Here is a 19,587-nt window from a genome sequence, read left to right as displayed (position 1 = left end):
CGGGTGGGAGGAAGACATGACAGTGGCCACGGAACATGTCCCGATCGCGGTGATCGGCGCCGGGATAGCCGGGATCGGGCTGGCCGTCTCGCTGCGCGAAGCGGGCATCGATGATTTCGTGCTGCTCGAGCGCGCCGGTGACCTCGGCGGCACCTGGCGGGCGAACACCTACCCCGGCTGCGCGTGCGACGTGCCCTCACACCTGTATTCGTACTCCTTCGCGCCCAATCCGAACTGGTCGCGCACCTACGGCACGCAGCAGGAGATCCTCGCCTACCTCCGGTCGGTCGCGACGCGCCACGACGTGGTGCGCCACATGCGGTTCGACGTCGAGTTGCGCGAGGCTCGCTGGGACGATGCGGCCACGCTGTGGCGGTTGCGCACCAGTCGCGGCGACCTGACGGCGGATGTGCTGGTATCCGCCGTCGGGCCGTTCAGCGAGGCGCGGATCCCTCGGCTGCCGGGCGCGGAAACGTTCGAAGGGACGCAGTTCCATTCGCTGCATTGGGATCACGAGCACGATCTCACCGCAGAGCGAGTGGCGGTGATCGGCACGGGGGCGTCGGCCGTACAGTTCATTCCCGAGATCCAGCCGCAGGTCGGGAAGCTGACCGTGTTCCAGCGTTCCGCGCCGTGGATCGTGTCGCGGCTGGATCGCCGCACCCTGCCCGCCGAACGCGCGCTGCTGCGCCGGGTACCCGCGCTCGGCAAAGCGATCCGCGGTCTGTACTACACCGGAATCGAAGGGTTCGGCCTGGTCGGTTTCGTGGACAAGCGGTTCCGGCACCCCTACGAGGCGCTCGGCAGGCTCCAGTTGCTGCGCCAGGTCCGGGATCCGGCTCTGCGCTGCAAGCTGACGCCCGACTACGTGATCGGGTGCAAGCGGGCAATCTTCTCCGACGCCTACTATCCGGCCCTGACCCAGCCGAACGTCGAGGTCGTCACCGAGGGCATCCAGGAAATCCGCGCCCGGTCGATCGTCACCGCCGACGGCGCGCGGCATCCGGTGGACACGATCATCTGGGGCACCGGATTCGGTGTCCCTCCTGCCATTTTCGACCGCGTGCACGGCATCGACGGCGAGTCGATCGGAGACCGCTACCGGGAGCGGCCGAGTAGTTACCTCGGCGCCACGATGGCGGGCTTCCCGAATTTCTTCTGCACGCTCGGTCCGTTCGGGGCGGCGGGCAATCAGTCGGCGATCTATATGATCGAGGCGCAGGCACGCTATATCGTCGATGCCGTGACCACCATGCGTGCGCGGGGAATCCGGCGGATCGATGTGCGCGAGGAGGTGCAGCGAGCCTTCCTCGACGAGGTGACCGAGCGCAGTCGTGACACCGCCTGGCTGACCGGCGGATGCCGCAGCTACTACCAGACCGCCGACGGCGGCAACGCGGGCCTGTACCCGAACTGGAGCTTCGAATACCGGCGGCGCACAAGTCGTTTCGATCCGGAGTCCTACCGGCTGCTGGTCGGGTGAGCGCCGTGGTAACCGACCTGCTGCGTCAGCTGCTGTCCCAGCCCGCCGAGAACCGGCTCGACGTCCGTGACCGGGTGGTGGTGATCACCGGAGCGGGCACGGGCATCGGCCGGGCTCTGGCCGGAAAACTCTATGCCTCGGGCGCTTCGGTGGCGTTGATCGACATCGACGAGGCCGCCGCGGCAGCCGTCGGGCGTTCGATGGGGGAGCGTGCGCTGGTGGTGCGCGCGGACGTCTCCGATCGGATCGGCATGCGCGAAGCCATCTCCCGGGTCCGCGAGCGGTTCGGCCGGATCGATGTCGTGGTGGCCAACGCGGGAGTGGTGCCCGAGCCCGCGACGATCCGGACGATGAATCCCGGCGATTTCGATCGGGTCATCGGCATCAACGTGACCGGGGTGTTCAATACCGTGCACCCGGCGCTGGAGGACATCGTCGCCGCGAAAGGCCACGTCGTGGTCGTCTCCTCCGCCGCGGCGTTTGCGCCCGGCATGGGCGGCTCGCCCTACATGGTGAGCAAGGCCGCGGTCGAGCAGTTCGGGCGTGCGCTGCGTGTCGAGCTGGCCGCGGTCGGGGCGACTGCGGGCGTGGCGTACTTCGGCATCGTCGACACCGCGATGACACACGGCACCCTCGACGAGGACGAGTTGGGCGCGGACCTGGGCGCACTACTGCCGTGGCCGCTGAACCTGCGCATCACAGTGCACGACGCGGCGCAGTCCGTCGCCGATGGCATCGCCCGCCGGGCGGCGCGCACCATCGCGCCGCCGCAGTGGGAGCCGTACGCGCTGCTGCGGGGCGTGATCAACGTGGTGCTCGACAGCAGGCTGGCGCGCGACTCCCGGGTGCACGACCTGATCCACCGTGTCGAACAGCGCGTCATCGACAGCCGCGCGGTCACCCCGGTACCGCGCTGACGCGCGCGAGCCGGTCTATGACTCGGCGGGAAAGATCGCGGGCAGCGTCAGCGCGTATTCCAGATCGGCCCGGGTGCCCAGAGTGGTGAGCAGGACCCGGATCATCGTCAGGCGCGCCGCCGACACGGTTTCCGTGTCCGGTTCGGCGCCGGGCGCGGTGCCCGCGGAGATCCGGTAGACCACGTACTCGCACAGGTGCAGCGCGGCGTCCAGATCCAGCGGGCTCGGCACCGGGCGGCCGAGCCCGGCGAACGTCTCGCGCACCAAGCCGCGGATGTCGTCCAGCGCACGCTCCCGGTATGCCGACACCGGCGAGCCCGGGTCGTGCAGCTCGGCGAACAGCGGCCGCAGCATGGGGCCGTGCCCGCGTGCCCAGTCCAGGTACGCGTCGATCAGCCGGATGCCCAACTCGACCGGCTCGTCGGTGCCGGTCAGCGCCGTGCGGATACCGCCGACCAGACCGTCGTTGGAACTGTCGAGCACCGCGAGCAGCGGTTCGTTGGCGTTGCCGAAATAGCGGTAGAACGTCGGCCGGGCCAGCCCCGCCTGCTCGATGATCTGCGCGACGCTCAGCCCGCGAGAACCGGTGCGGGTGAACACTTCCGCGGTCGCGAGCACGATCCGGGCGCGGACCTCCTCGGCCTGTTCTTGTGTCTGCGGCGGTCGCCCGCGCCGCGCGGTGGTGGACTCACCCGTCATCGTGCCGCCTCACAACGCGGCCCCTTGGATACCTGTGCGCCACGACGAACAGCTTGACACGAGGTGTGACATAGATATTAATCTAACACTGCTGTTCAATTAAAGGGGCGCGCATGCGGCGCGGCCCACCGTTCTCGAGAGGGCCGACCATGACGACCGCCTCCCAACCGGCCACCGCCGACGCGCTGCCCTCGTCGCTGTCGCAGCCGTTGCTCGCGCACGCCGTCGCGGGCGGCGCCCCCGCGGTCGAGGTGTTCGCCCCCGCGACCGGCGTGAAGATCATCGACCTGCCGCAGTCCTCCTCCGAGGACATCGAGACCGCGTTCGCCACCGCCCGCGAAGCGCAGCGCCAGTGGGCGCGCCGCCCGGTCCGGGAACGCGTCGCGGTGCTGCGCCGGTTCCACGACATCGTGCTGGCCGAGCAGGACACCATCCTCGACATCGTGCAGACCGAGACCGGCAAGTCACGAGCGCACGCCTTCGACGAGGTCGGCGACGTGGCGGTGAACGCCAGGTATTACGCCTCGGTCGCCGCTCGGCTGCTGGCCACGCGCAAACCGCGCGGCGTGCTCCCCGTGCTCACCCAGGTCGACGTTCGGCACCGGCCCAAGGGCGTGGTCGCGGTCATCTCGCCGTGGAACTATCCGCTGGCTCTGGCCGCCTCCGATGCGCTGCCCGCCCTCGTCGCGGGCAACGCGGTGGTGGCGCGACCGGACAACCAGACCGCGCTCACCGCGCTGTGGGCGATCGACGCCGCCGTGCGCGCCGGGTTGCCGCGCGGGCTCTGGCAGGCGGTGCTCGGACGCGGTTCGGTGATCGGCGGTGAGGTGATCGCCCGCGCCGACTACGTCGATTACACCGGCTCCAGCGCGACCGGACGGACCATCGCCCAGCAGGCGGGCGAGCGGCTGATCGGTTACTCGCTCGAACTCGGTGGCAAGAACCCGCTGTTGGTGCTCGCCGACGCGGACGTCTCGCGCGCGGCCAAGATCGCCATCCGGGCCTGCTTCGCCTCGGCCGGGCAGCTGTGCGAGTCGATGGAGCGGATCTACGTGCACGACAGCGTCTACGACCGCTTCGTCGCCGAATTCGTCGGCCATGTCGAGGCGATCCGCCTCGGCGGCGGTCTGGACTACGCCGCCGACATGGGGTCGCTGACGTTCCAGCGCCAGCTCGACACGGTCGTCGCGCACGTGAACGACGCGGTGGCCAAGGGCGCCACGGTGCTGACGGGCGGTCGCGCGCGCCCGGACCTCGGTCCGTACTTCTACGAGCCGACCGTGCTGGCCGGTGTGCGGCCGGGCATGACGGTCTACCGCGAGGAGACCTTCGGGCCTGTGGTCTCGGTCTATCGCGTGAGCAGTGACGACGAAGCCGTCGAGCAGGCCAACGACACCGCCTACGGCCTCAACGCCAGCGTCTGGACCAAGGACACCGTCCGCGGCCGCGCGGTGGCGGCGCGGATCGACGCGGGCTCGGTGAACGTCAACGAGGGCTTCATCGCCGCGTGGGGCAGTGCCGACGCGCCTTCGGGCGGACTCGGTATCTCCGGCACCGGACGCAGGCACGGTCCCGAAGGCCTGCTCAAGTACATCGACACCCAGACCATCGCGGTGCAGCGGGTGCTGCCGATCGCGCCGCTGCCCGGTATGTCCGAAGCGGTCTGGGCGAAGACGATGACGCTGTACTTCGGCGTCATGAAAGCGCTTCGGCAGAAGTAACTCTCACGACTCACGGATCAGGAATCGGTACGGATGAAATTGGACACGGTTGCGGGCAAGAGGGTCCTGGTCACGGGCGCCGCGATGGGCCTGGGGAAGCTGTTCGCCCAGCGTGCGGTGCGCGAAGGCGCCGCGACGGTGGTGCTGTGGGACATCGACGAGGCCGCGCTGAAGGACACCGCCGCCGAACTCGCCGGCCGTGGCAGCGCCATAGTTCACCACGTGGTCGACGTCGCGTCGTCCGAGACGATCGCCGAGGCGGCGGCGAGCGTGCGTGAGCAGGTCGGCGGCGTCGACATCCTGGTCAACAACGCCGGCATCGTGCGCGGCAACAACTACTTCTGGGAAACCGAGAACCGCGCCGACATCGACAAGACGATGGCGATCAACTCCCTCGGCCCGATGTACGTCACGCTCGAGTTCCTGCCCGCCATGGTCGCCGGTTCCACCGAGGGGCGGGTGCTCACCATCGCCTCGTCGGCGGGCCTGGTCTCCAACCCGCGCATGAGCGTGTACGCCGCGTCCAAGTGGGCCGCGCTGGGCTGGTCGGACTCGGTGCGGATCGAGCTCGAGCAAGCGGGCCACGACCACGTGAAGGTCACCACGGTCTGCCCGACCTACATCAACACCGGAATGTTCGACGGCGCGAAGGGATTCCTGTTCACGCCGATCCTCGACCAGCAGAAGGTGGTCGACACCTCGTGGCGCGAGATGAAGAACGGCACCCCGCTGGTCGTGCTGCCGTGGACCTCGCGCTTGAACAAGGCGCTCTCCGGACTGCTGCCGATCAAACTGCGCGACCTGTTCCTCGACACGGTCGGCGTCTACCACTCGATGGACGAGTTCACCGGTCGCAAGAAGTAGCGCGCGTCAGCGCGGGCGGGTGCCGATGACCACCGTCGCGTAGTGCTCTTCCGATGCCACGACGCGTCCGGCGAGTCCGTGCTCGGCCAAGACGGCGAGCGTGAGCGGCGCCTGGTTCTCGCTCGACTCCACGAGCAGATGCCCGCCAGGGGACAGCCAGTCGGCGGCCTCGGCCGCGACCCGGCGCAAGACGTCCAGTCCGTCCGGGCCGCCGTCGAGGGCGGTGCGCGGTTCGTGGTCGCGCGCCTCCGGCGGCATCCGTGCGATCATCTCGGTGGGCACGTAGGGGGTGTTGCAGAGCAAGATGTCGATGCAGCCGCGCAATTCCTCCGGCAACGGCTCGAAGAGATCGCCTTGGTAAACCGGGGCGCCGAGCGGCGTGAGGTTGCGGCGGGCGCACTCGACCGCCACCGGATCGATGTCGGCGGCCGCCAGGGTGACCGGACGCCCCTCGGCGGCCGCGGTCGTCGCCGCCGCCAAGCCCAGTGCGCCGGAACCGCAACACAGATCGACCACCACAGGATGACCGGACCGGGCCTGGATCAGCTCGACCGCCCGGTCGACGAGGAACGCGGTGCGCTGCCGCGGCACGAAGACGCCGGGGGAAACCGCGACCCGCAGCCCGTGGAAATCCGCCCAGCCCAGCAAGTACTCCAGCGGACTGCCGGTGACGCGTTGGAGGACGAGCGATTCGAGCGCCACACCCGTCTCCGCGGCCGCGGCGATCAGTAGCCGCGCCTCGTCCTCGGCGAATACGCAGCCCGCCGCCCGGAGCCGGGCCACCACATCGGCACTTCCCGCTGACGTCACCGGGCCATCCTGCCGTGCGCGCGTCAGATCCCGCCAACGGTTTTCCCCGGCGATCGGGACCCGCGCCCGTGGAGGCGGGTCCCGATCGACCGGCAATCAGCGTGCCGTGCTCAGCTGGAAAGTGCGGGTGGCGTCGAGATAGATGCCGCGTTGGGCCGGTCTGCCGGGCGGCGGTAGCTGCGAGACCAAGTGCTCGAGCGAGGTGGTCGCACCGACCACGCGGGTGCCCGCGACGATGAAGTCGGCGACGGCCCGGCGGATGTGGTTGGGGGAGGTGACCACGATCGCGCTCGTCGCCCCGACATCACGCAGCAGCCTCGTGCTGAACAGGGCGTTCTGCACGGTCGAGCTCGCGCGGCCCTCCACGTGGATGCGCGTCGGCGGTACGCCGTGGGTGACCAGCCAGTGGCGCATGGCCTCGGCCTCGGTGACGCCGTTCTGTGGGTTGCCTCCGGTGACGACGATCGGCGACAGCGGCGCGGCGATCGACTGCAACCACGCCGCGGTGAGCCGGTTCACCAATTCGGGGCGCAGCGCTCCGTCCGGCAGCAGGCCGTAGCCGAGAACGACGATGCCGGTCTGCGGCCCCGCCAGCGCGGGCAGCGGATTCGGCAGGGTGCCCACCGCGGCGCGGATGGCGCCGAGCACGTTGTCGGTGCCTCGCGCCAAGGCCGGATCCACCATGTGCAGCCGGGCCATGGCGTCCAAGAACGCGGGCAGGTCACCGGCGTAGTCGGACCAGATCGCCTGGAGGGCGAGCGCTTCGGCGTCAGCGGGATCGGCGCCGATCAGGTGGCGCAGGTCGGCACGCCCCGCGGCGTCGTCGCCGTTGGCGAAGTGGCGCTGGGCGGAGTTGTACAGGGCGGCTGTATCCGGCGCGGCGTGCACGGGGACACCGGCCAGGCCGCTGAGGGAGAACGCGGCGAACGAAGCCGCTACCAGAAGTTTCCAATGCCTCGAGATCATCACTACAGTCGTCACCTTTCCGCCGAGAACGGGTTGGCACGTGCTAGCAGTTAGCTGGGGGCAAGCACGGATTACGATACGGCCCGATTTCGCCGTTATCCCGCAATTGCCGGGCGGATTCTCGCTGGGGTCGGTGGTGCTTCGAGAATCCGCCCGGCCGTGCCCGTTAGGCTGTGTCAACGTGGATACCGTTTCGCTGTCCGGCAAGGAACTCGCCGCCGCCATCAACGCCGACACCAAGGCCCGCGCCGCCGCGCTCACCGACGGCGGGGCCGCCGCGCGCCTCGCCCTGATCGTGGCGAACGACGACCCGGCCAGCGCCTGGTACGTGAACTCGCTGCGCAAAGCGGCCGAACGGCTCGGAATCGTCTGCGAAACAGTGGATCTCGGTGCGCAGGCCGGCGCGGCGGAGATCCGCGCGGAGCTGACCGCGCGGGGTGCGGACTCCGCGACCGACGCGATCATGTTGCAGACCCCCCTTCCGGCGGGCGTCACGCTCGACGACGTGAGTTCCGCGATCGTCGCGTCCAAGGATGTCGACGGCGTGAGCCCGCTGTCGCTGGGCCTGCTGGCGGCGGGGCTGGACGGCTTCGTTCCCGCCACCTCGGAGGCCGTGGTCGAACTGCTCGAGCATCACGGGATTCCGCTCGCCGGTCGCCACGTCGCGGTCGTCGGCCGCTCGAACGTCGTCGGCAAGCCGCTGGCCCAGTTGCTGCTGGCGAAAGACGCCACCGTCACGGTGTGCCATTCCCGCACCGCCGACCTGGCCGCCGTCACCGCCACCGCCGACATCGTCGTCGCCGCGGCGGGCCGCATCGGCCTGATCTCCGGCAAGCACGTCCGCGAAGGCGCGATGGTCATCGACGTCGGCACCAACGAGGCCGCCGACGGCAAGATCGTCGGTGATGTCGACGCCGACTCGGTACGCGGCAAGGCCGCCGGACTCAGCCCCGTCCCCGGCGGTGTCGGCCCGGTCACCACGGCACTGCTCATGCGCCACGTCGTAGCCGCCGCCGAGTCCGACTGACCGGTCACCCCGGGCCGCTTACCCGCGACGACAGAGGAAGCGATGGGGGGTGTGAGAACTGTCTTCACCCGCGGCTGATGGCGCTGATGAGGGTGCGATCGCCGTCCTTGGTGGTGGTCACGATCTGCGGGTTGTAGGTGACCGGCTGCTGCCCGGGGCGGTGCTCGGTGACCACGACGAGGTATTGGCCCGCGAACGCTCCGGGGCTGATCGCCAAGCAGTGGGTGGTGCCCGCGGGAATGCTGTCGATTCCGCGCTGGATGGCGTCGGCCGCTTGGACGGCGGCGTCAGCGGTGGTGGTGGCGCGGACCTGTTCGCCGGAGCGGGTCACGTAATAGGCGTGCTGGAAGGCGAAGATCACCGCGGGGCCGGAATCGAAACCCCCAACGCCATTACCTTGGATCCTGTTTCCGACCCGCTCGGCGGGGCACTGGGCGGCAGGCGCCGCAGGGGCGGAGGCCTGGGCGGACGGGGCCGGTGCGGCGGCCTGCCGGTCGGAGCCGCCGGTCCCGAACTGCATGTAGGCCGCGAAGCCCAGCGTCGCGACGCCGAGCGTGCCGAGCATCGGTACGGCCCACCGCCTCGCGCGCGGGGCGGGGGAGCGGTCGATCAGTCCTGCGAACTGATCCTCGTACCGGTCCGGATCGGGCGGCGTCGTCTGCACCGGTCCCGGCGCCTGCGCCCCGGTGGGCAGGTTATCCACCCAAGTGGACCACTCGCCCCGGTAGTCCTCCCCGGCCGGCGCCTGCCCCGGCCCCCCGGTGCCGGACTGATGCCCCCGGTCGTAGCCGGGTCGTGCGCTCATCTCCGGTCGATCCATCGCCCCGCCCTTCATCAGGTCCCCCGTCAGCGTAATAGCGTCCCCACGATGCGGGAACCGTCTGCCACGTTCACAATTGAGCCGTTCCGACCCCGTAGGCTACTGCCCGGTACCTCGATCGAGCACGCCCACAGGCAATTGCCGAGTGCCCGCTCCGCTCAGCTCAGCTCAGCTCACGAAATGCTATTGCACCGCCCTGTTCTCGCTGTCGCGCAGGGACCGGGGTAGACGGCACGCCGCTCGTGCCGACCCGCCGAGTAGACGCGACCTGCCCAGATGTGGGCATCACTCCAGCAGAGCCAGCCATTCGTGCTCCGGGTAGTGGTCGGACACGTACGTCCGCACCGCCGCGCGCTGTGTGGTGTTCAGCTTCGGCCATGTCCGCTCTAGATCCTCGTGGTCCTTGGGTCTGCGCTGTTTGGCTTTGAAGATCAGGACGAATTCGGGATTCAGATATCTGACGCCGTCCTCGGCGACCCACGTCACCTCGTCGAGTGGTGTGACCAGGGACGGGTCGCGCCGGTTGACCCACGACCCGGCCTCCCCGGGGTTGAGCTGGAGGTCGATCAGCCACGGTGACCGCGCGTTCGCCCGCAGCCAGACCTGGTCGGCGCTCTCGGCCACGTGTGGGAAACGGTCGTCGACGGGGCGGATGCCGTCCGGCCCCGCCGACCAGATATGCAGGCGGCCTCGCGCCGCCGTGCGAAGTGCGGGCAGGTCGGATCAGAACATCGCCACGTCGATATCGCTGTGTTTCCGGCGGGTTCCGGTGAACGCGTCGATGGCCCAGCCGCCCGTGACCCACCACGGGGCCTCGACGTCGCCGAGGATCTCGCAGGCATCGCGGGGCGTGACGAATGCCCACGAGCCCCAAAGATCTCGGAACTGGGCCTCTTGCGTGTTACGCGGCGGTGGGACCGGGAAATCGCGCACGCGATGGCCTTTCGTCGGGTACGCCTCCCGACGCTACCCGGGTGAGGTCACCGCTCACCAGTGCGTGACGACCGGGTCCCCGATACCGATCGTGCGGTAGACCCATTCGGCGTCGGCGGGCGCGAGGTTGACGCAGCCGTGGGTGACGTTCGCATTACCCTGCTGGTCCACCGACCATGGGGCCGAGTGGATGAAAACCCCTCCCCACGTGAGGCGTTCGGCGAACTCGCCGTTGATGACGTAGCCCTCCGGCGAACTCAGCGGAATGCCGATGGTCCGGGAGTCGAACACGATCGAACGGAACTTCTCCAGGACGGGCCAGGTCCCGGTGGGCGTCTCGAACCCCGGTTTGCCCATCGAGGCGGGCATCGTCCGGACCACGATGCCGCCGATGGTGACCGTGAACGTATGCGCGGACATGTCCGCGTCACCGAAAACGCCCGCGTTGGTACGGAATTCCGTCCGTGCGCCGCCGACCGAGACGAGAATGTGGGCGTTGGCGGGCAGGAACCCGCTCGGCGTCCACACCACTTCGCGATCGTCGTTCCACGCGAAGGTGCCCGGCAGTGGCTGGCTCGTTGCGATGTCGATGGATTGTTCCGTCTGTGCGCGATCCGTCACAGGTGCGGCGAAACGAATGGTCACCGGATGAGCCACGCCCACCACTTGGCCGTTCGAGGGTCCGATCGCAGCGACCGGAGGCGCCGATGGCTTTCCGATCATCGTCGCTGCCGCCGCGCCCGACCCGAACGCGGCCAGTGCCACGATCACGGTCGCGAGGAACAGGTACCGAATGGCGCTCCTCATGGCGTCCACCCCTTCGAGATGGTGTGGTGGGCAAGGGACAGTCTAGGCCCGCATGATCAACTCAGCCACGGATGGAAGTGGTCCGTGGTCCGGTTTGGATCGGGGGCAAGCCCACCACAGACCGCGTACCCGGTCGGGTTCGTTCGAAACGGGCGAGGAGTTCTGCCGTCGGGCGACGCCGTGATCCGTTCAGGGTCGGCCGATGGGGAGCGGTTCGGGCTCGGTCGCCGCGCGCGCGTCGAATGCCGCTCGCGCGGCGAATATTTCGTCCTGGTGCTCGGTGGCCCAGATGCCCATGGCGTGACTTATCGCACCGATGCTCGCGCCGAGTGCGGTGAGCGAATACTCCACTCGCGGCGGCACCGTGGGATAGACCGCGCGGCGCACCAAACCCTCCCGTTCCAGGTTGCGCAGGGTGCGGGTGAGCATCTTCTGGGTGATGCCGTCCAGGCGGCGGCGTAACTCGTTGAAACGGATCGGCCCCTCGTTGTCCCGCAGGACGCCCAGGACGAGCATCACCCACTTGTCGGCGAGGACGGCCAGCACCTCCCGGGCGGGGCAGTGGTGCAGATAGCTCTGGACCAGGCTGGGAGTCACGGGCCGGTCACGGGTGGTATCCATGGGGAACCTCGATATCGGAAAGGTGCCTTCTTCTCGAAAGATACCAGGGCCGACAGAATCGGTGCATGCTCGCAATCACGCAGTACGCGTTCGGCGGCCCGGAGGTACTCGAAGTGGTCGAGGCCGATCGGCCGCGACCCGGCCCGGGGGAGGTGCTGGTACGGGTCACCGCCACCAGCGTCAACGCGGCCGACTGGAAGGTGCGTGCCGGGTTGATCCGGGAACTCGGCGATCCACCGCTCACGCTGGGATTCGACGTGGCCGGTGTCGTCGACGAACTCGGCCCCGGCGTGGACCGGTTCGCGGTGGGAGATGCGGTGTACGGCATGGTGTTCGGCGGAGCCAACGCGGAATACGTCGTGGCGCAGGCGCACATGCTGGCGCCGAAGCCGAGGAACATCGATCCGGTACACGCCGCGGCGCTGCCGACGGCGGCGCTGACCGCGTGGCAGGCGCTGGCCGCGCTCGGCGCCGGGCAGCGGGTGCTGGTGCACGCGGCCGCGGGCGGCGTGGGCCATCTGGCGGTGCAGATAGCCGAGCATCGCGGGGCGTTCGTCATCGGCACCGCCCGTGCGGTCAATCACGAGTACCTCCGCGAGCTCGGTGCCGACGAGGTGATCGACTACACCGCGGTCGACTTCGGTTCCGCGGTGCGCGATGTGGATATCGTGTTCGATCTGGTCGGAGGGGAGTACGGTTCCCGCTCGCTCCGGGCACTGCGGCCCGACGGCCGGTTGATCGACGCCCAGGGTTCGGACGCGGCAGCCGACCCGCGTTACGAGCGTTTCCATGTCGAGCCGTCCGGGGTGTCGCTGCGCGAGATCACCACGATGGTCGAGCGCGGCCATCTACGCGCGACGATCGACCAGGTGCTGCCACTTCAGGAAGCCGGGGAGGCGCACAGGCTCGCCGAAGCGGGGCGGGTGCGCGGCAAGATCGTGCTGGTCGCTCGGCATCCGCCCGCCTGAACGCGCCGATGTCACCCTCGGCGCCGGAGCGATCGTGGAGTTACTTGCGGACGGCGTGCACGACGTCGGCGTGCAGGGCGTCCGCCCGCGCGGTGATCTCTTCGATCCGCATGAGTACCGGAGCGAACCGGTCGCCCTCGGCGGCGGGCAGCGACGCCACGTTGATCTCGATGTTGAGTTGTGAAGTGGCGGCAGCGGAGCGGCAGGCGCCTGCGGCCGCGCCGATGTCGGTGACGACGTTCGGGTTCCCGATCGGGAACAGTTCCGCGGCCAGCGACAGCACCTCGTCGGCCTCGTCCACGACTGCGGCGGGCACGCGGGCGGCCTCGATCAGCGCGGCCTCGATCGCGGCCTTGCGGGCGGCGAGGTCCTCCGGGGAATCCTTGGGCAGCTTGTAGGCGGCGCCGACGGCCGTGAACGCCGCGGCGTCGGCGTCGGCCAGCGCGAGCGCGCGTGCGCGGGCCTCGTCGGCCGCCTCGATGATCCGGTCGACCACCGGGCGGTTCTCGGCGTCCTTGGCACGCGTGGTGTAGCGCGCGACCATCGCCACCAGCGCGGCGCCCTGCGCGGCGTGCAACGCGGCCACGGCGCCGCCGCCCGGTGCGGGAATCCTGGCGGCCAGATCGCTCAGGTACTGCGCGAGGGTGGCCTCGCCGAAGGACGGCGCAGTTTCCGTGGACGACGTGCTGGGCTGTGACACGAGAAGGTTGCCTTTCGTTCTACGGCGAGGATGGAATTACGCATAGACGCTACCCCGTGGCGTCCATCCTCCGGTCGTGACCACGCCTTACCGGGCGTCCGCACGTGGCCGGTGCGCGGCCGGTACGTACCCGCCGTTATGTTGAGTGCATGCGGATCGGATTGAGCATCAACTACTCGGGGGGCTTCAAAGAGGCGGCGGCCGAAGTCGCCGACCTCGAGCGGGCGGGCCTGGACGTGGTGTTCGTGCCCGAGGCGTACTCGTTCGACGCGGTGAGCGCGCTCGGCTACCTGGCCGCCAAGACCACCCGGCTGCAGCTCGCCTCCGGCATCCTGCAGATCTACACGCGCACCCCGAGCCTGACCGCGATGACCGCGGCGGGCCTGGACTTCGTCTCCGACGGACGCTACGTGCTCGGGCTGGGCGCGTCGGGCCCCCAGGTGATCGAGGGCTTCCACGGCGTGCCCTACGACGCCCCCATCGGCCGCACCCGGGAACTGGTGGAGATCTGCCGGAAGGTCTGGCGTCGCGAACGCCTGGAATACCAGGGCAAGCACTATCAGATCCCGCTGCCCGCCGGGCAGGGCACCGGCCTCGGCAAGCCACTCAAGTTGATCAACCACCCGGTGCGCGAACGCATCCCGGTGCTGCTGGCCGCGCTCGGCCCGAAGAACGTGGAACTGGCCGCCGAGATCGCCGAGGGCTGGCAGCCGATCTTCTTCCTTCCGGAGAAGGCCCAGCAAGTGTGGGGCGACTCGCTCACCGCCGGTCTCGCCAAGCGCGAGCCCGCCCTCGGTGACCTGGACGTGTACGCGGGCCCTGCGCTGGCCATCGGGGACGACGTCGAGCCGCTGCTCGAGTTCGTCAAGCCGCATCTGGCGCTCTACATCGGCGGCATGGGCGCCAAGGGCAAGAACTTCTACCACACCCTGGCCACGAAGTACGGCTATGGCGCCGAGGCCGACCGCATCCAGGATCTGTACCTGGCGGGGGAGAAGGAGGCCGCGGCCAAGGCGGTCCCGGACCAGCTCGTCCGGGACATCTCCCTGGTCGGCTCGGCGGGGTACGTCAAGGAGCGGGTCGCGGCCTTCAAGGAGGCGGGCGTCACGGTCTTGAACGTGGTTCCGATGGCGGGCACCGCCGCTGAGCGCGTCAAGCTGATCGAACAGCTGCGCGAACTGGTGTGAGACATGCCGCTGCCGCCGTCGACGGGTGCGACGGCGGCAGCGGCACGGGTCATCTCTGCCGGATCGCCGCCAGCGCGGCCTCCAGCGTCGAATGCAGCGCGAACACCTGATCCAGGCTGGTCATCTTCAGCTGGCGGCTGGTCGCCGGGCCGTCGGCGACGACCGCGATGGCGGTGGTCGCGCCCGCGCGCTGGTGGGCTGCCACCAGCGTCGCCATGCCCGCCGAGGCGAGGAAGCTGACCGAGGTGAGGTCGATGATCAGGGCCGCGGGTTTGCCGCTGAGAATGGCATCGATCGCGTTCTCCAGCGCGGGGGCTGTCGCCAGATCGACCTCGCCGGCCACCGTCAGCACCGTCGCGCCGTCGTGAGCGGCGACCGTGGTGGTCATCGTGTCCGCGAGGGGATACGCGTCTCCGGAAGTGTTGGTCACCCCATCACAACACACAAATCGCGGCGGATTCGCAACATCTGAGCGTTCATAGAGCTGACGATACCTCGTTCGCCGATCGGTCTGCGCAGGTGGGAGCGGTGCAGACGGCGATAGTTGATGTGTCTGCGTGATCGGGTGCGCCGCACCGGTGGGCACGCCAGTCCGCTTCCGCCGCTCGACCGGCGACGCGCGGCCGTAGGTGACACGTCCGATCGTTCGAAGTGGTCTTCGGGGTAGCAGGGTGGGGCGGTTCGAGTCGATTCGGGTTCGGAGTTCGTTCGACCGACCGGGGGTGGAACGTCTTCTTCTGGGAAAGCACCGTAGACACAAAGTGTAGACCTACGCTGTTGACAGAACTGTCCCGGCGGCGTCTACTTAAGAGAACAACCGATCCGAGCCAAGGCTTCGAGGATCGCCATGATCATCACTGTCAGGCCGTCCGAGTCGAGCGTCTGCAAGCCGGCTCGAGCGTCACCGCTGGACGTGCGGCACAACGCGCGACACCACTCGTCGCCGACGGCCACGACCTCACGTTCTGGCCGGTTCGACTGGCTGCGGGCAGCGGTCCTTCGACTCACGAGGCGCCTTTGTTCAACCCGGCGACGCCGCCGGGCAGCAACCCGAGAGCCGGCCGAGGTCCCGCGGACATGCCCCTGGGCCGACGGCCGACGCCACTACTACTGACCGATCCTCGCGCAGCGCGGGCCGAATTACGGCTGCGCGGCGATGCGGCTTACGCGGCAAGCTGATGCAAGGAGAACACGATGCGACACTTCGCTATCCACAACACCATCGAGACGACGTCGATCCGCGGCAAACGAACTCGATGCTGCGGTCAGGTGATCACTGTGCCCGCTCCGCCGGAATGCGATGGAGGTGCATGATGGTTCGCTTAGTGTCCTTGCTTCTGCTCGTCTGGTTGATCATCGGTGTCATCGCCGCCGGTCAACGCGGATACTTCACCGAGCGTGACCAGAACTGCGCCAGCGCGGCAACCATAGCGGTCACCGTCATCGCGGGACCGTTGAACTATGCGGGCGTCAATCCCAAAGTGAACGACTGCGATCTGCCCCAACCCAGCCCGTAACACGACACCGTGACGGATGTCCGGCCCTGTTGGGCCGGCATCCCGTCCCGTGCCAGGCCGAGGCAATTTCGACCTGGCACCACATCGCGACCTGGCGACTTTCAGCGAACTCGGGTCGTCGCTCCCCATCCGGTTCACCAGTGCGGTTGTCCGGGTGTCCCACCACCGTCGATTCAGCTGGATCCGAGGCAGCACCGATGACCGATAAGCCGACCCGGACTTTCCCCGCGAGGACGGCCCACACCCGCCGCGGCACCGACAGCTACGACGACCTCGAACCGCTGTTCGCCCAGCTCGCCGAGTTGGACATGGACGACCCGCGCCGAGTTACCCTCCGGGAGGCGCTGATCGGGCGATGCCTGCCACTGGCCGAACACATCGCTCGCAGGTACGCCGGCCGAGGCGAGAACTTCGACGATCTCCTGCAGACCGCCCGGCTGGGAATGGTGACCGCCGTCGACCGCTTCGATCCCGATTACGGGGCGACATTCCTGTCTTTCGCGGTACCGACCATCATGGGCGAGATCCGCCGCCATTTCCGTGACTTCACCTGGGCGCTGCGAGTACCGCGGCGACTCAAGGAAATCCAGCAGAGCCTCGGGCCCGCGATCGACATGCTCCTGCAACGACTGGGCCGCATGCCCAAAGCCGGCGAGATCGCTGAACAGCTCGGCGTCGGCGTAGGCGATGTCACCCTGGCGATGATCGCCCACAATAGCTACCAGACCTCCTCGATCGACGCGACCGCCGACTACGACAACGACAACGCGGCGTTGTCGTTGCTGGACGTTCTCGGCGTCGAGGAGCCGGACTACCGCACCATCGAGGACTGCCTGACAGTGAAACCTTTGATCGCCGCGCTGCCCGAGCGTGAACGCGAAGTGCTGTACATGCGGTTCTTCGAAGCCCAACCCCAAACCCGGATCGCCGAGCACCTCGGCGTCTCCCAGATGCACGTCTCACGCATCCTGGCCAAGACCCTGAAATCGTTGCACGAGACAGCATTACGAGACTGAGCAGTCCGAATGCCCGCTCGAAAACAGGGAAGCGCCCGATAACTCGGCTCGCTCAGGCACCAAGGGCGTGCATTCGAGGGTGCCACCGGCAGCTCGGCTCGTCCAGCGTGGGCGAGTCGTTCGAAGACGCGGTATCGGGCCGCCCGGCTCGCCGTGGGCGACGAGTCGTCATCAGGGAGCCGACGACGATGCGCCAGAGGATGTCAAGGACCGAGTCGTGCGTCAGGCACGACGCTTCTCCGTATCAGTGGTAGTGAAGCTCTGCCGGGGTCGACCTCGGGTGTCAATGGGTGCTCGTTGGGTGGCTGCCGCGCTGTCGGCGTACCCCCGCCTTGCCTGCCGCCGGTAGATACGGGGTCGGATCGGCCTGGGCGCGTCCGATCGCTCATTTTTCCAGTTCGCAGGCGGTCGACTGGCGTTAGGGTAGAGGGGGGAGGGTGCGAGGAGTCGAAAGATGAGCACCACCGTTATCGTGATCATCGTCGTCGCGGTGATCGTCATTCTGCTTGTGGCCGGCGTATGGGCGTTGACCCGCAAACGGCACGAACACCAGCGGGTCGAAGCCCAAGGCATCCGTACCCGCGCGGCGGAACAGGAACTCGAGGTCGGTCAGCGGGAGGCGCGGGCGAAGGAGACCGCCGCCAAGAGCCGGGCGGCGAAGGCCGAAGCCGAGGCCAAGGCGGCGCAGGCCGAGCAACTTGCCCAGCAGGCGCACGCACATCGCGGTGAGGCGGCGAATTCGCGAACCGAGTTGGACAAGGAGTGGGAGCGAGCGGATAAGGTCGATCCGGACTCGAAGTCACGTGAGACGCAGCCTGGGGCTGATCCTGAACGCCCGTCGCCACCCCGAACCGGTTGAGTGCCGTGAGCGTCGGTCGAGGCCACCGGCGGAAGGGGTCAGCGACACAGTCGAGCCCCGCGCATCGAACACCTCGTTAGGCAGCCGCGCCGCGATGGCCTCGAAGGGGCAGGGGAGCGATTGCCCTACGGCTGCTCGACGGAAGCGGCGTAGGAGCGGCTCACCGACAAGTCGCGGCCATGGGCGAGGGCTGCGCTCAGCGGGACCGAAGCCGTTCACTTCTCGCAATTCCGGCCAGCTGCTGTGCTACGGGATGTTCCCCCAGGTCAAAGCCTGGCTACATGTCTGTCTACAGCGTAGACTAACAATGTTGACAGGAGGGCGTCCCGACCGAGAGGAGGCGTTGATTCGTGAACCGTGCCAAGGCTGGACCAACCGACTCCGCGGATGTCCCAGCAGACCGCGTCGCCGGTGAGAATCGCACGGGCAGTCCGCTGACCCGATCCGCGATGCTGTCGGCCGCGCTCGAGATCATCGATCGCGATAGTGTCGAGCAACTGTCGATGCGGCGCCTCGGCGAGGCGCTCGACCGTGACCCGATGGTGCTCTACCGGCACGCGGCCAACAAAGCCGCACTGCTCGACGGAGTCGCCGAGATCGTGCTCGAACAACTGACCGTCGACCCGACCGACCCGGACTGGCGTCGTCAACTGCGCATCATCGCCCGCGACTTCCGTCGACTGGCCGTAGCCCACCCGAACGTGGTTCCCCTGCTGGTCACCCATCCGTTGTCCACTCCGCTCGGACTGCGGCCACTCGGCATCCTGCGGCCACTGGAGCGCACCCTCGAACTGCTCACCCGAGCCGACTTCAGCAGCGCCGACGCCCTGCACATCTACCGCGCGCTGTTCGGATTCCTCTATGGCCACGTGCTCAACGAACTCGAGGAAATCATCGAACGCCCCGAAGAGACCACCGACTTACTACGCCTCGGCCTGCATCGCCTACCCATCGGAGAGTTTCCCCTACTTCGCGGCCTCGCCTCGGATCTGGCCGCCTACGAGGGCGGAGCCGAACTCGAACGCGGCCTCGACATCCTGATCAGCGGTCTCACCGCGACCATGGGACCAGCCGCCACGCGGCCGAGAGAGGAGCGTCGACCATGACGCGACAACTGATCACAATCGCCCCGGGTCGGCCCATGCCGTCCACCCATCGCCTCCGGCTCGAGTTCGACGCAGCGGGGACCGGCGGAGTGTGGCGGCCGCGCGGCACCGACCTCGTGACCGAGCTCCCGGACCTGCTCACAGCACTCGGGGTTCGTCTCGGCCCGATTCATCGAGTGCTCTATCACCTCGACGAATGGACCACACCACCCCGCATTCTCGCCGACGCCGGGCGTCAGGTCCGGCTCGACGGCTACCGGCACAAGCCAGCGCACACCGTCGATGTCCTCGGTGTCAGCGGTGACAGACTCACTTTGCGAGTGCGTCCCCTGTTCGCCGACAACATCGAAATGATTGCCGCGCAGCAATGTTGGGATTCCGAAGGCGGAGCCGTCGACGCGGACTGAGGCAACGCCATCACCCGGGTTCGGGCAGGGCGGCGGTGAGGCCGGTGAGCAGGATGTCGAGGCCGCGTTCGAGTTCGGCTTCGCCGTCGTAGGCGGCCAGGACGGGTGCGAGTGCGCGCAGCAGGGGGAATTCCGCGATGGGTAGGCGGTGCAGGCCGA

General features: G+C 68.5%; 22 protein-coding genes and 1 pseudogene. 12 read left to right on the top strand and 11 right to left on the bottom strand.

All coding sequences use genetic code 11. The annotated features are described in order from the left end of the window. The first annotated feature begins 16 nt into the window (after window positions 1-16). On the top strand, window positions 17-1,483 hold the full coding sequence (locus GVY39_RS17995) for an NAD(P)/FAD-dependent oxidoreductase (RefSeq protein WP_159925956.1): 1,467 nt from the start codon (window positions 17-19) through the stop codon (window positions 1,481-1,483). A 5-nt stretch (window positions 1,484-1,488) separates the two neighbouring features. Next, window positions 1,489-2,400 carry a short-chain dehydrogenase/reductase gene (locus tag GVY39_RS17990; protein WP_236565523.1) on the top strand — a complete coding sequence of 304 codons (912 nt, stop codon included), beginning with the start codon at window positions 1,489-1,491 and terminating at the stop codon, window positions 2,398-2,400. A gap of 15 nt (window positions 2,401-2,415) precedes the next feature. On the opposite strand, the gene GVY39_RS17985 is transcribed toward GVY39_RS17990, so the two are convergent. Continuing rightward, window positions 2,416-3,099, bottom strand: coding sequence for a TetR/AcrR family transcriptional regulator (locus GVY39_RS17985; protein WP_159925952.1), 684 nt, complete (start codon window positions 3,097-3,099; stop codon window positions 2,416-2,418). A 149-nt stretch (window positions 3,100-3,248) separates the two neighbouring features. Here GVY39_RS17985 and GVY39_RS17980 point away from each other — a divergent pair, with 149 nt between their 5' ends. Beyond that, window positions 3,249-4,820: a succinic semialdehyde dehydrogenase gene (locus GVY39_RS17980; protein WP_159925950.1), complete on the top strand. Its 1,572-nt coding sequence runs from the start codon at window positions 3,249-3,251 to the stop codon at window positions 4,818-4,820. Window positions 4,821-4,853: 33 nt separating this feature from the next. Further along, entirely contained in the window at window positions 4,854-5,684 is an 831-nt protein-coding gene (locus tag GVY39_RS17975; RefSeq protein ID WP_159925948.1) for an SDR family NAD(P)-dependent oxidoreductase, read from the top strand. A 6-nt stretch (window positions 5,685-5,690) separates the two neighbouring features. On the opposite strand, the gene GVY39_RS17970 is transcribed toward GVY39_RS17975, so the two are convergent. Both GVY39_RS17970 and GVY39_RS17965 read right to left on the bottom strand, forming a co-directional pair. Continuing rightward, on the bottom strand, window positions 5,691-6,494 hold the full coding sequence (locus tag GVY39_RS17970) for a putative protein N(5)-glutamine methyltransferase (protein WP_159925946.1): 804 nt from the start codon (window positions 6,492-6,494) through the stop codon (window positions 5,691-5,693). 96 nt (window positions 6,495-6,590) lie between these two features. Then, a complete protein-coding gene (locus GVY39_RS17965; RefSeq protein WP_159925944.1) occupies window positions 6,591-7,460 on the bottom strand; it encodes a YdcF family protein in 870 nt (289 codons plus the stop codon). Between the two features lie 181 nt (window positions 7,461-7,641). Between GVY39_RS17965 and GVY39_RS17960 the strand changes: the two genes are divergently transcribed. Continuing rightward, window positions 7,642-8,487, top strand: coding sequence for a bifunctional 5,10-methylenetetrahydrofolate dehydrogenase/5,10-methenyltetrahydrofolate cyclohydrolase (locus GVY39_RS17960; protein WP_159925942.1), 846 nt, complete (start codon window positions 7,642-7,644; stop codon window positions 8,485-8,487). 64 nt (window positions 8,488-8,551) lie between these two features. Here GVY39_RS17960 and GVY39_RS17955 read toward each other — a convergent pair whose 3' ends face one another. The 5 genes from GVY39_RS17955 to GVY39_RS17935 form a co-directional block, all read right to left on the bottom strand. Further along, window positions 8,552-9,292, bottom strand: coding sequence for a hypothetical protein (locus GVY39_RS17955; protein ID WP_159925940.1), 741 nt, complete (start codon window positions 9,290-9,292; stop codon window positions 8,552-8,554). Window positions 9,293-9,592: 300 nt separating this feature from the next. Next, a complete protein-coding gene (locus tag GVY39_RS17950) occupies window positions 9,593-9,931 on the bottom strand; it encodes a hypothetical protein (protein WP_159925938.1) in 339 nt (112 codons plus the stop codon). Between the two features lie 99 nt (window positions 9,932-10,030). Next, window positions 10,031-10,240, bottom strand: a complete 210-nt coding sequence (locus GVY39_RS17945) for a nucleotidyltransferase domain-containing protein (RefSeq protein WP_159925936.1) — start codon at window positions 10,238-10,240, stop codon at window positions 10,031-10,033. 54 nt (window positions 10,241-10,294) lie between these two features. After that, complete coding sequence (locus tag GVY39_RS17940; RefSeq protein ID WP_159925934.1) at window positions 10,295-11,047, bottom strand: L,D-transpeptidase family protein; 753 nt, start codon at window positions 11,045-11,047, stop codon at window positions 10,295-10,297. 189 nt (window positions 11,048-11,236) lie between these two features. Beyond that, the gene (locus GVY39_RS17935) at window positions 11,237-11,668 is read right to left on the bottom strand and encodes a helix-turn-helix domain-containing protein (protein WP_159925932.1); all 432 of its coding nucleotides are present in this window, start codon (window positions 11,666-11,668) and stop codon (window positions 11,237-11,239) included. A gap of 65 nt (window positions 11,669-11,733) precedes the next feature. Between GVY39_RS17935 and GVY39_RS17930 the strand changes: the two genes are divergently transcribed. Further along, complete coding sequence (locus tag GVY39_RS17930; RefSeq protein WP_159925930.1) at window positions 11,734-12,636, top strand: NADP-dependent oxidoreductase; 903 nt, start codon at window positions 11,734-11,736, stop codon at window positions 12,634-12,636. A 40-nt stretch (window positions 12,637-12,676) separates the two neighbouring features. Here GVY39_RS17930 and GVY39_RS17925 read toward each other — a convergent pair whose 3' ends face one another. Then, window positions 12,677-13,336: a cyclodeaminase/cyclohydrolase family protein gene (locus GVY39_RS17925; RefSeq protein WP_159925928.1), complete on the bottom strand. Its 660-nt coding sequence runs from the start codon at window positions 13,334-13,336 to the stop codon at window positions 12,677-12,679. Window positions 13,337-13,485: 149 nt separating this feature from the next. Between GVY39_RS17925 and GVY39_RS17920 the strand changes: the two genes are divergently transcribed. Further along, on the top strand, window positions 13,486-14,523 hold the full coding sequence (locus GVY39_RS17920) for an LLM class F420-dependent oxidoreductase (RefSeq protein ID WP_159925926.1): 1,038 nt from the start codon (window positions 13,486-13,488) through the stop codon (window positions 14,521-14,523). A gap of 49 nt (window positions 14,524-14,572) precedes the next feature. Here the strand turns inward: GVY39_RS17920 and GVY39_RS17915 are convergent, their stop codons facing one another. Continuing rightward, window positions 14,573-14,911 (bottom strand): STAS domain-containing protein, encoded by a 339-nt coding sequence (locus GVY39_RS17915; protein ID WP_159926218.1) that lies wholly within the window; start codon window positions 14,909-14,911, stop codon window positions 14,573-14,575. 925 nt (window positions 14,912-15,836) lie between these two features. Here GVY39_RS17915 and GVY39_RS17910 point away from each other — a divergent pair. From GVY39_RS17910 to GVY39_RS17890, 5 genes are all read left to right on the top strand, one after another. Beyond that, window positions 15,837-16,040 (top strand): hypothetical protein, encoded by a 204-nt coding sequence (locus GVY39_RS17910; protein ID WP_159926217.1) that lies wholly within the window; start codon window positions 15,837-15,839, stop codon window positions 16,038-16,040. Between the two features lie 197 nt (window positions 16,041-16,237). Continuing rightward, a complete protein-coding gene (locus GVY39_RS17905) occupies window positions 16,238-17,056 on the top strand; it encodes an RNA polymerase sigma factor SigF (RefSeq protein ID WP_159925924.1) in 819 nt (272 codons plus the stop codon). Between the two features lie 454 nt (window positions 17,057-17,510). Further along, window positions 17,511-17,915 (top strand): hypothetical protein, encoded by a 405-nt coding sequence (locus tag GVY39_RS17900; protein WP_159925922.1) that lies wholly within the window; start codon window positions 17,511-17,513, stop codon window positions 17,913-17,915. Between the two features lie 350 nt (window positions 17,916-18,265). Next, window positions 18,266-19,021: a TetR/AcrR family transcriptional regulator C-terminal domain-containing protein gene (locus tag GVY39_RS17895; RefSeq protein WP_321209963.1), complete on the top strand. Its 756-nt coding sequence runs from the start codon at window positions 18,266-18,268 to the stop codon at window positions 19,019-19,021. Next, window positions 19,018-19,428, top strand: a complete 411-nt coding sequence (locus tag GVY39_RS17890; RefSeq protein ID WP_159925920.1) for a DUF5994 family protein — start codon at window positions 19,018-19,020, stop codon at window positions 19,426-19,428. Before GVY39_RS17895 ends, GVY39_RS17890 begins: the two co-directional genes overlap by 4 nt. Before the next feature lie 10 nt (window positions 19,429-19,438). Here GVY39_RS17890 and GVY39_RS17885 read toward each other — a convergent pair. Further along, window positions 19,439-19,587, bottom strand: a pseudogene (locus GVY39_RS17885) (TetR/AcrR family transcriptional regulator); the annotation flags it as partial.

This window comes from Nocardia sp. CY15, from assembly GCF_009829295.1.
GTDB lineage: Bacteria > Actinomycetota > Actinomycetes > Mycobacteriales > Mycobacteriaceae > Nocardia > Nocardia sputi.
Note: the sequence above shows the minus strand (reverse complement) of the source record. Positions and strands in the feature narration are given on the sequence as shown.

Coding starts and splice junctions, on each gene's coding strand:
- GVY39_RS17995 (WP_159925956.1), top strand. CDS start 17: ATGACAGTGGCCACGGAACATGTCCCGATCGCGGTGATCGGCGCCGGG.
- GVY39_RS17985 (WP_159925952.1), bottom strand. CDS start 3,099: ATGACGGGTGAGTCCACCACCGCGCGGCGCGGGCGACCGCCGCAGACA.
- GVY39_RS17980 (WP_159925950.1), top strand. CDS start 3,249: ATGACGACCGCCTCCCAACCGGCCACCGCCGACGCGCTGCCCTCGTCG.
- GVY39_RS17975 (WP_159925948.1), top strand. CDS start 4,854: ATGAAATTGGACACGGTTGCGGGCAAGAGGGTCCTGGTCACGGGCGCC.
- GVY39_RS17965 (WP_159925944.1), bottom strand. CDS start 7,460: ATGATCTCGAGGCATTGGAAACTTCTGGTAGCGGCTTCGTTCGCCGCG.
- GVY39_RS17955 (WP_159925940.1), bottom strand. CDS start 9,292: ATGAGCGCACGACCCGGCTACGACCGGGGGCATCAGTCCGGCACCGGG.
- GVY39_RS17940 (WP_159925934.1), bottom strand. CDS start 11,047: ATGAGGAGCGCCATTCGGTACCTGTTCCTCGCGACCGTGATCGTGGCA.
- GVY39_RS17935 (WP_159925932.1), bottom strand. CDS start 11,668: ATGGATACCACCCGTGACCGGCCCGTGACTCCCAGCCTGGTCCAGAGC.
- GVY39_RS17930 (WP_159925930.1), top strand. CDS start 11,734: ATGCTCGCAATCACGCAGTACGCGTTCGGCGGCCCGGAGGTACTCGAA.
- GVY39_RS17920 (WP_159925926.1), top strand. CDS start 13,486: ATGCGGATCGGATTGAGCATCAACTACTCGGGGGGCTTCAAAGAGGCG.
- GVY39_RS17915 (WP_159926218.1), bottom strand. CDS start 14,911: ATGACCACCACGGTCGCCGCTCACGACGGCGCGACGGTGCTGACGGTG.
- GVY39_RS17910 (WP_159926217.1), top strand. CDS start 15,837: ATGGTTCGCTTAGTGTCCTTGCTTCTGCTCGTCTGGTTGATCATCGGT.
- GVY39_RS17905 (WP_159925924.1), top strand. CDS start 16,238: ATGACCGATAAGCCGACCCGGACTTTCCCCGCGAGGACGGCCCACACC.
- GVY39_RS17900 (WP_159925922.1), top strand. CDS start 17,511: ATGAGCACCACCGTTATCGTGATCATCGTCGTCGCGGTGATCGTCATT.
- GVY39_RS17890 (WP_159925920.1), top strand. CDS start 19,018: ATGACGCGACAACTGATCACAATCGCCCCGGGTCGGCCCATGCCGTCC.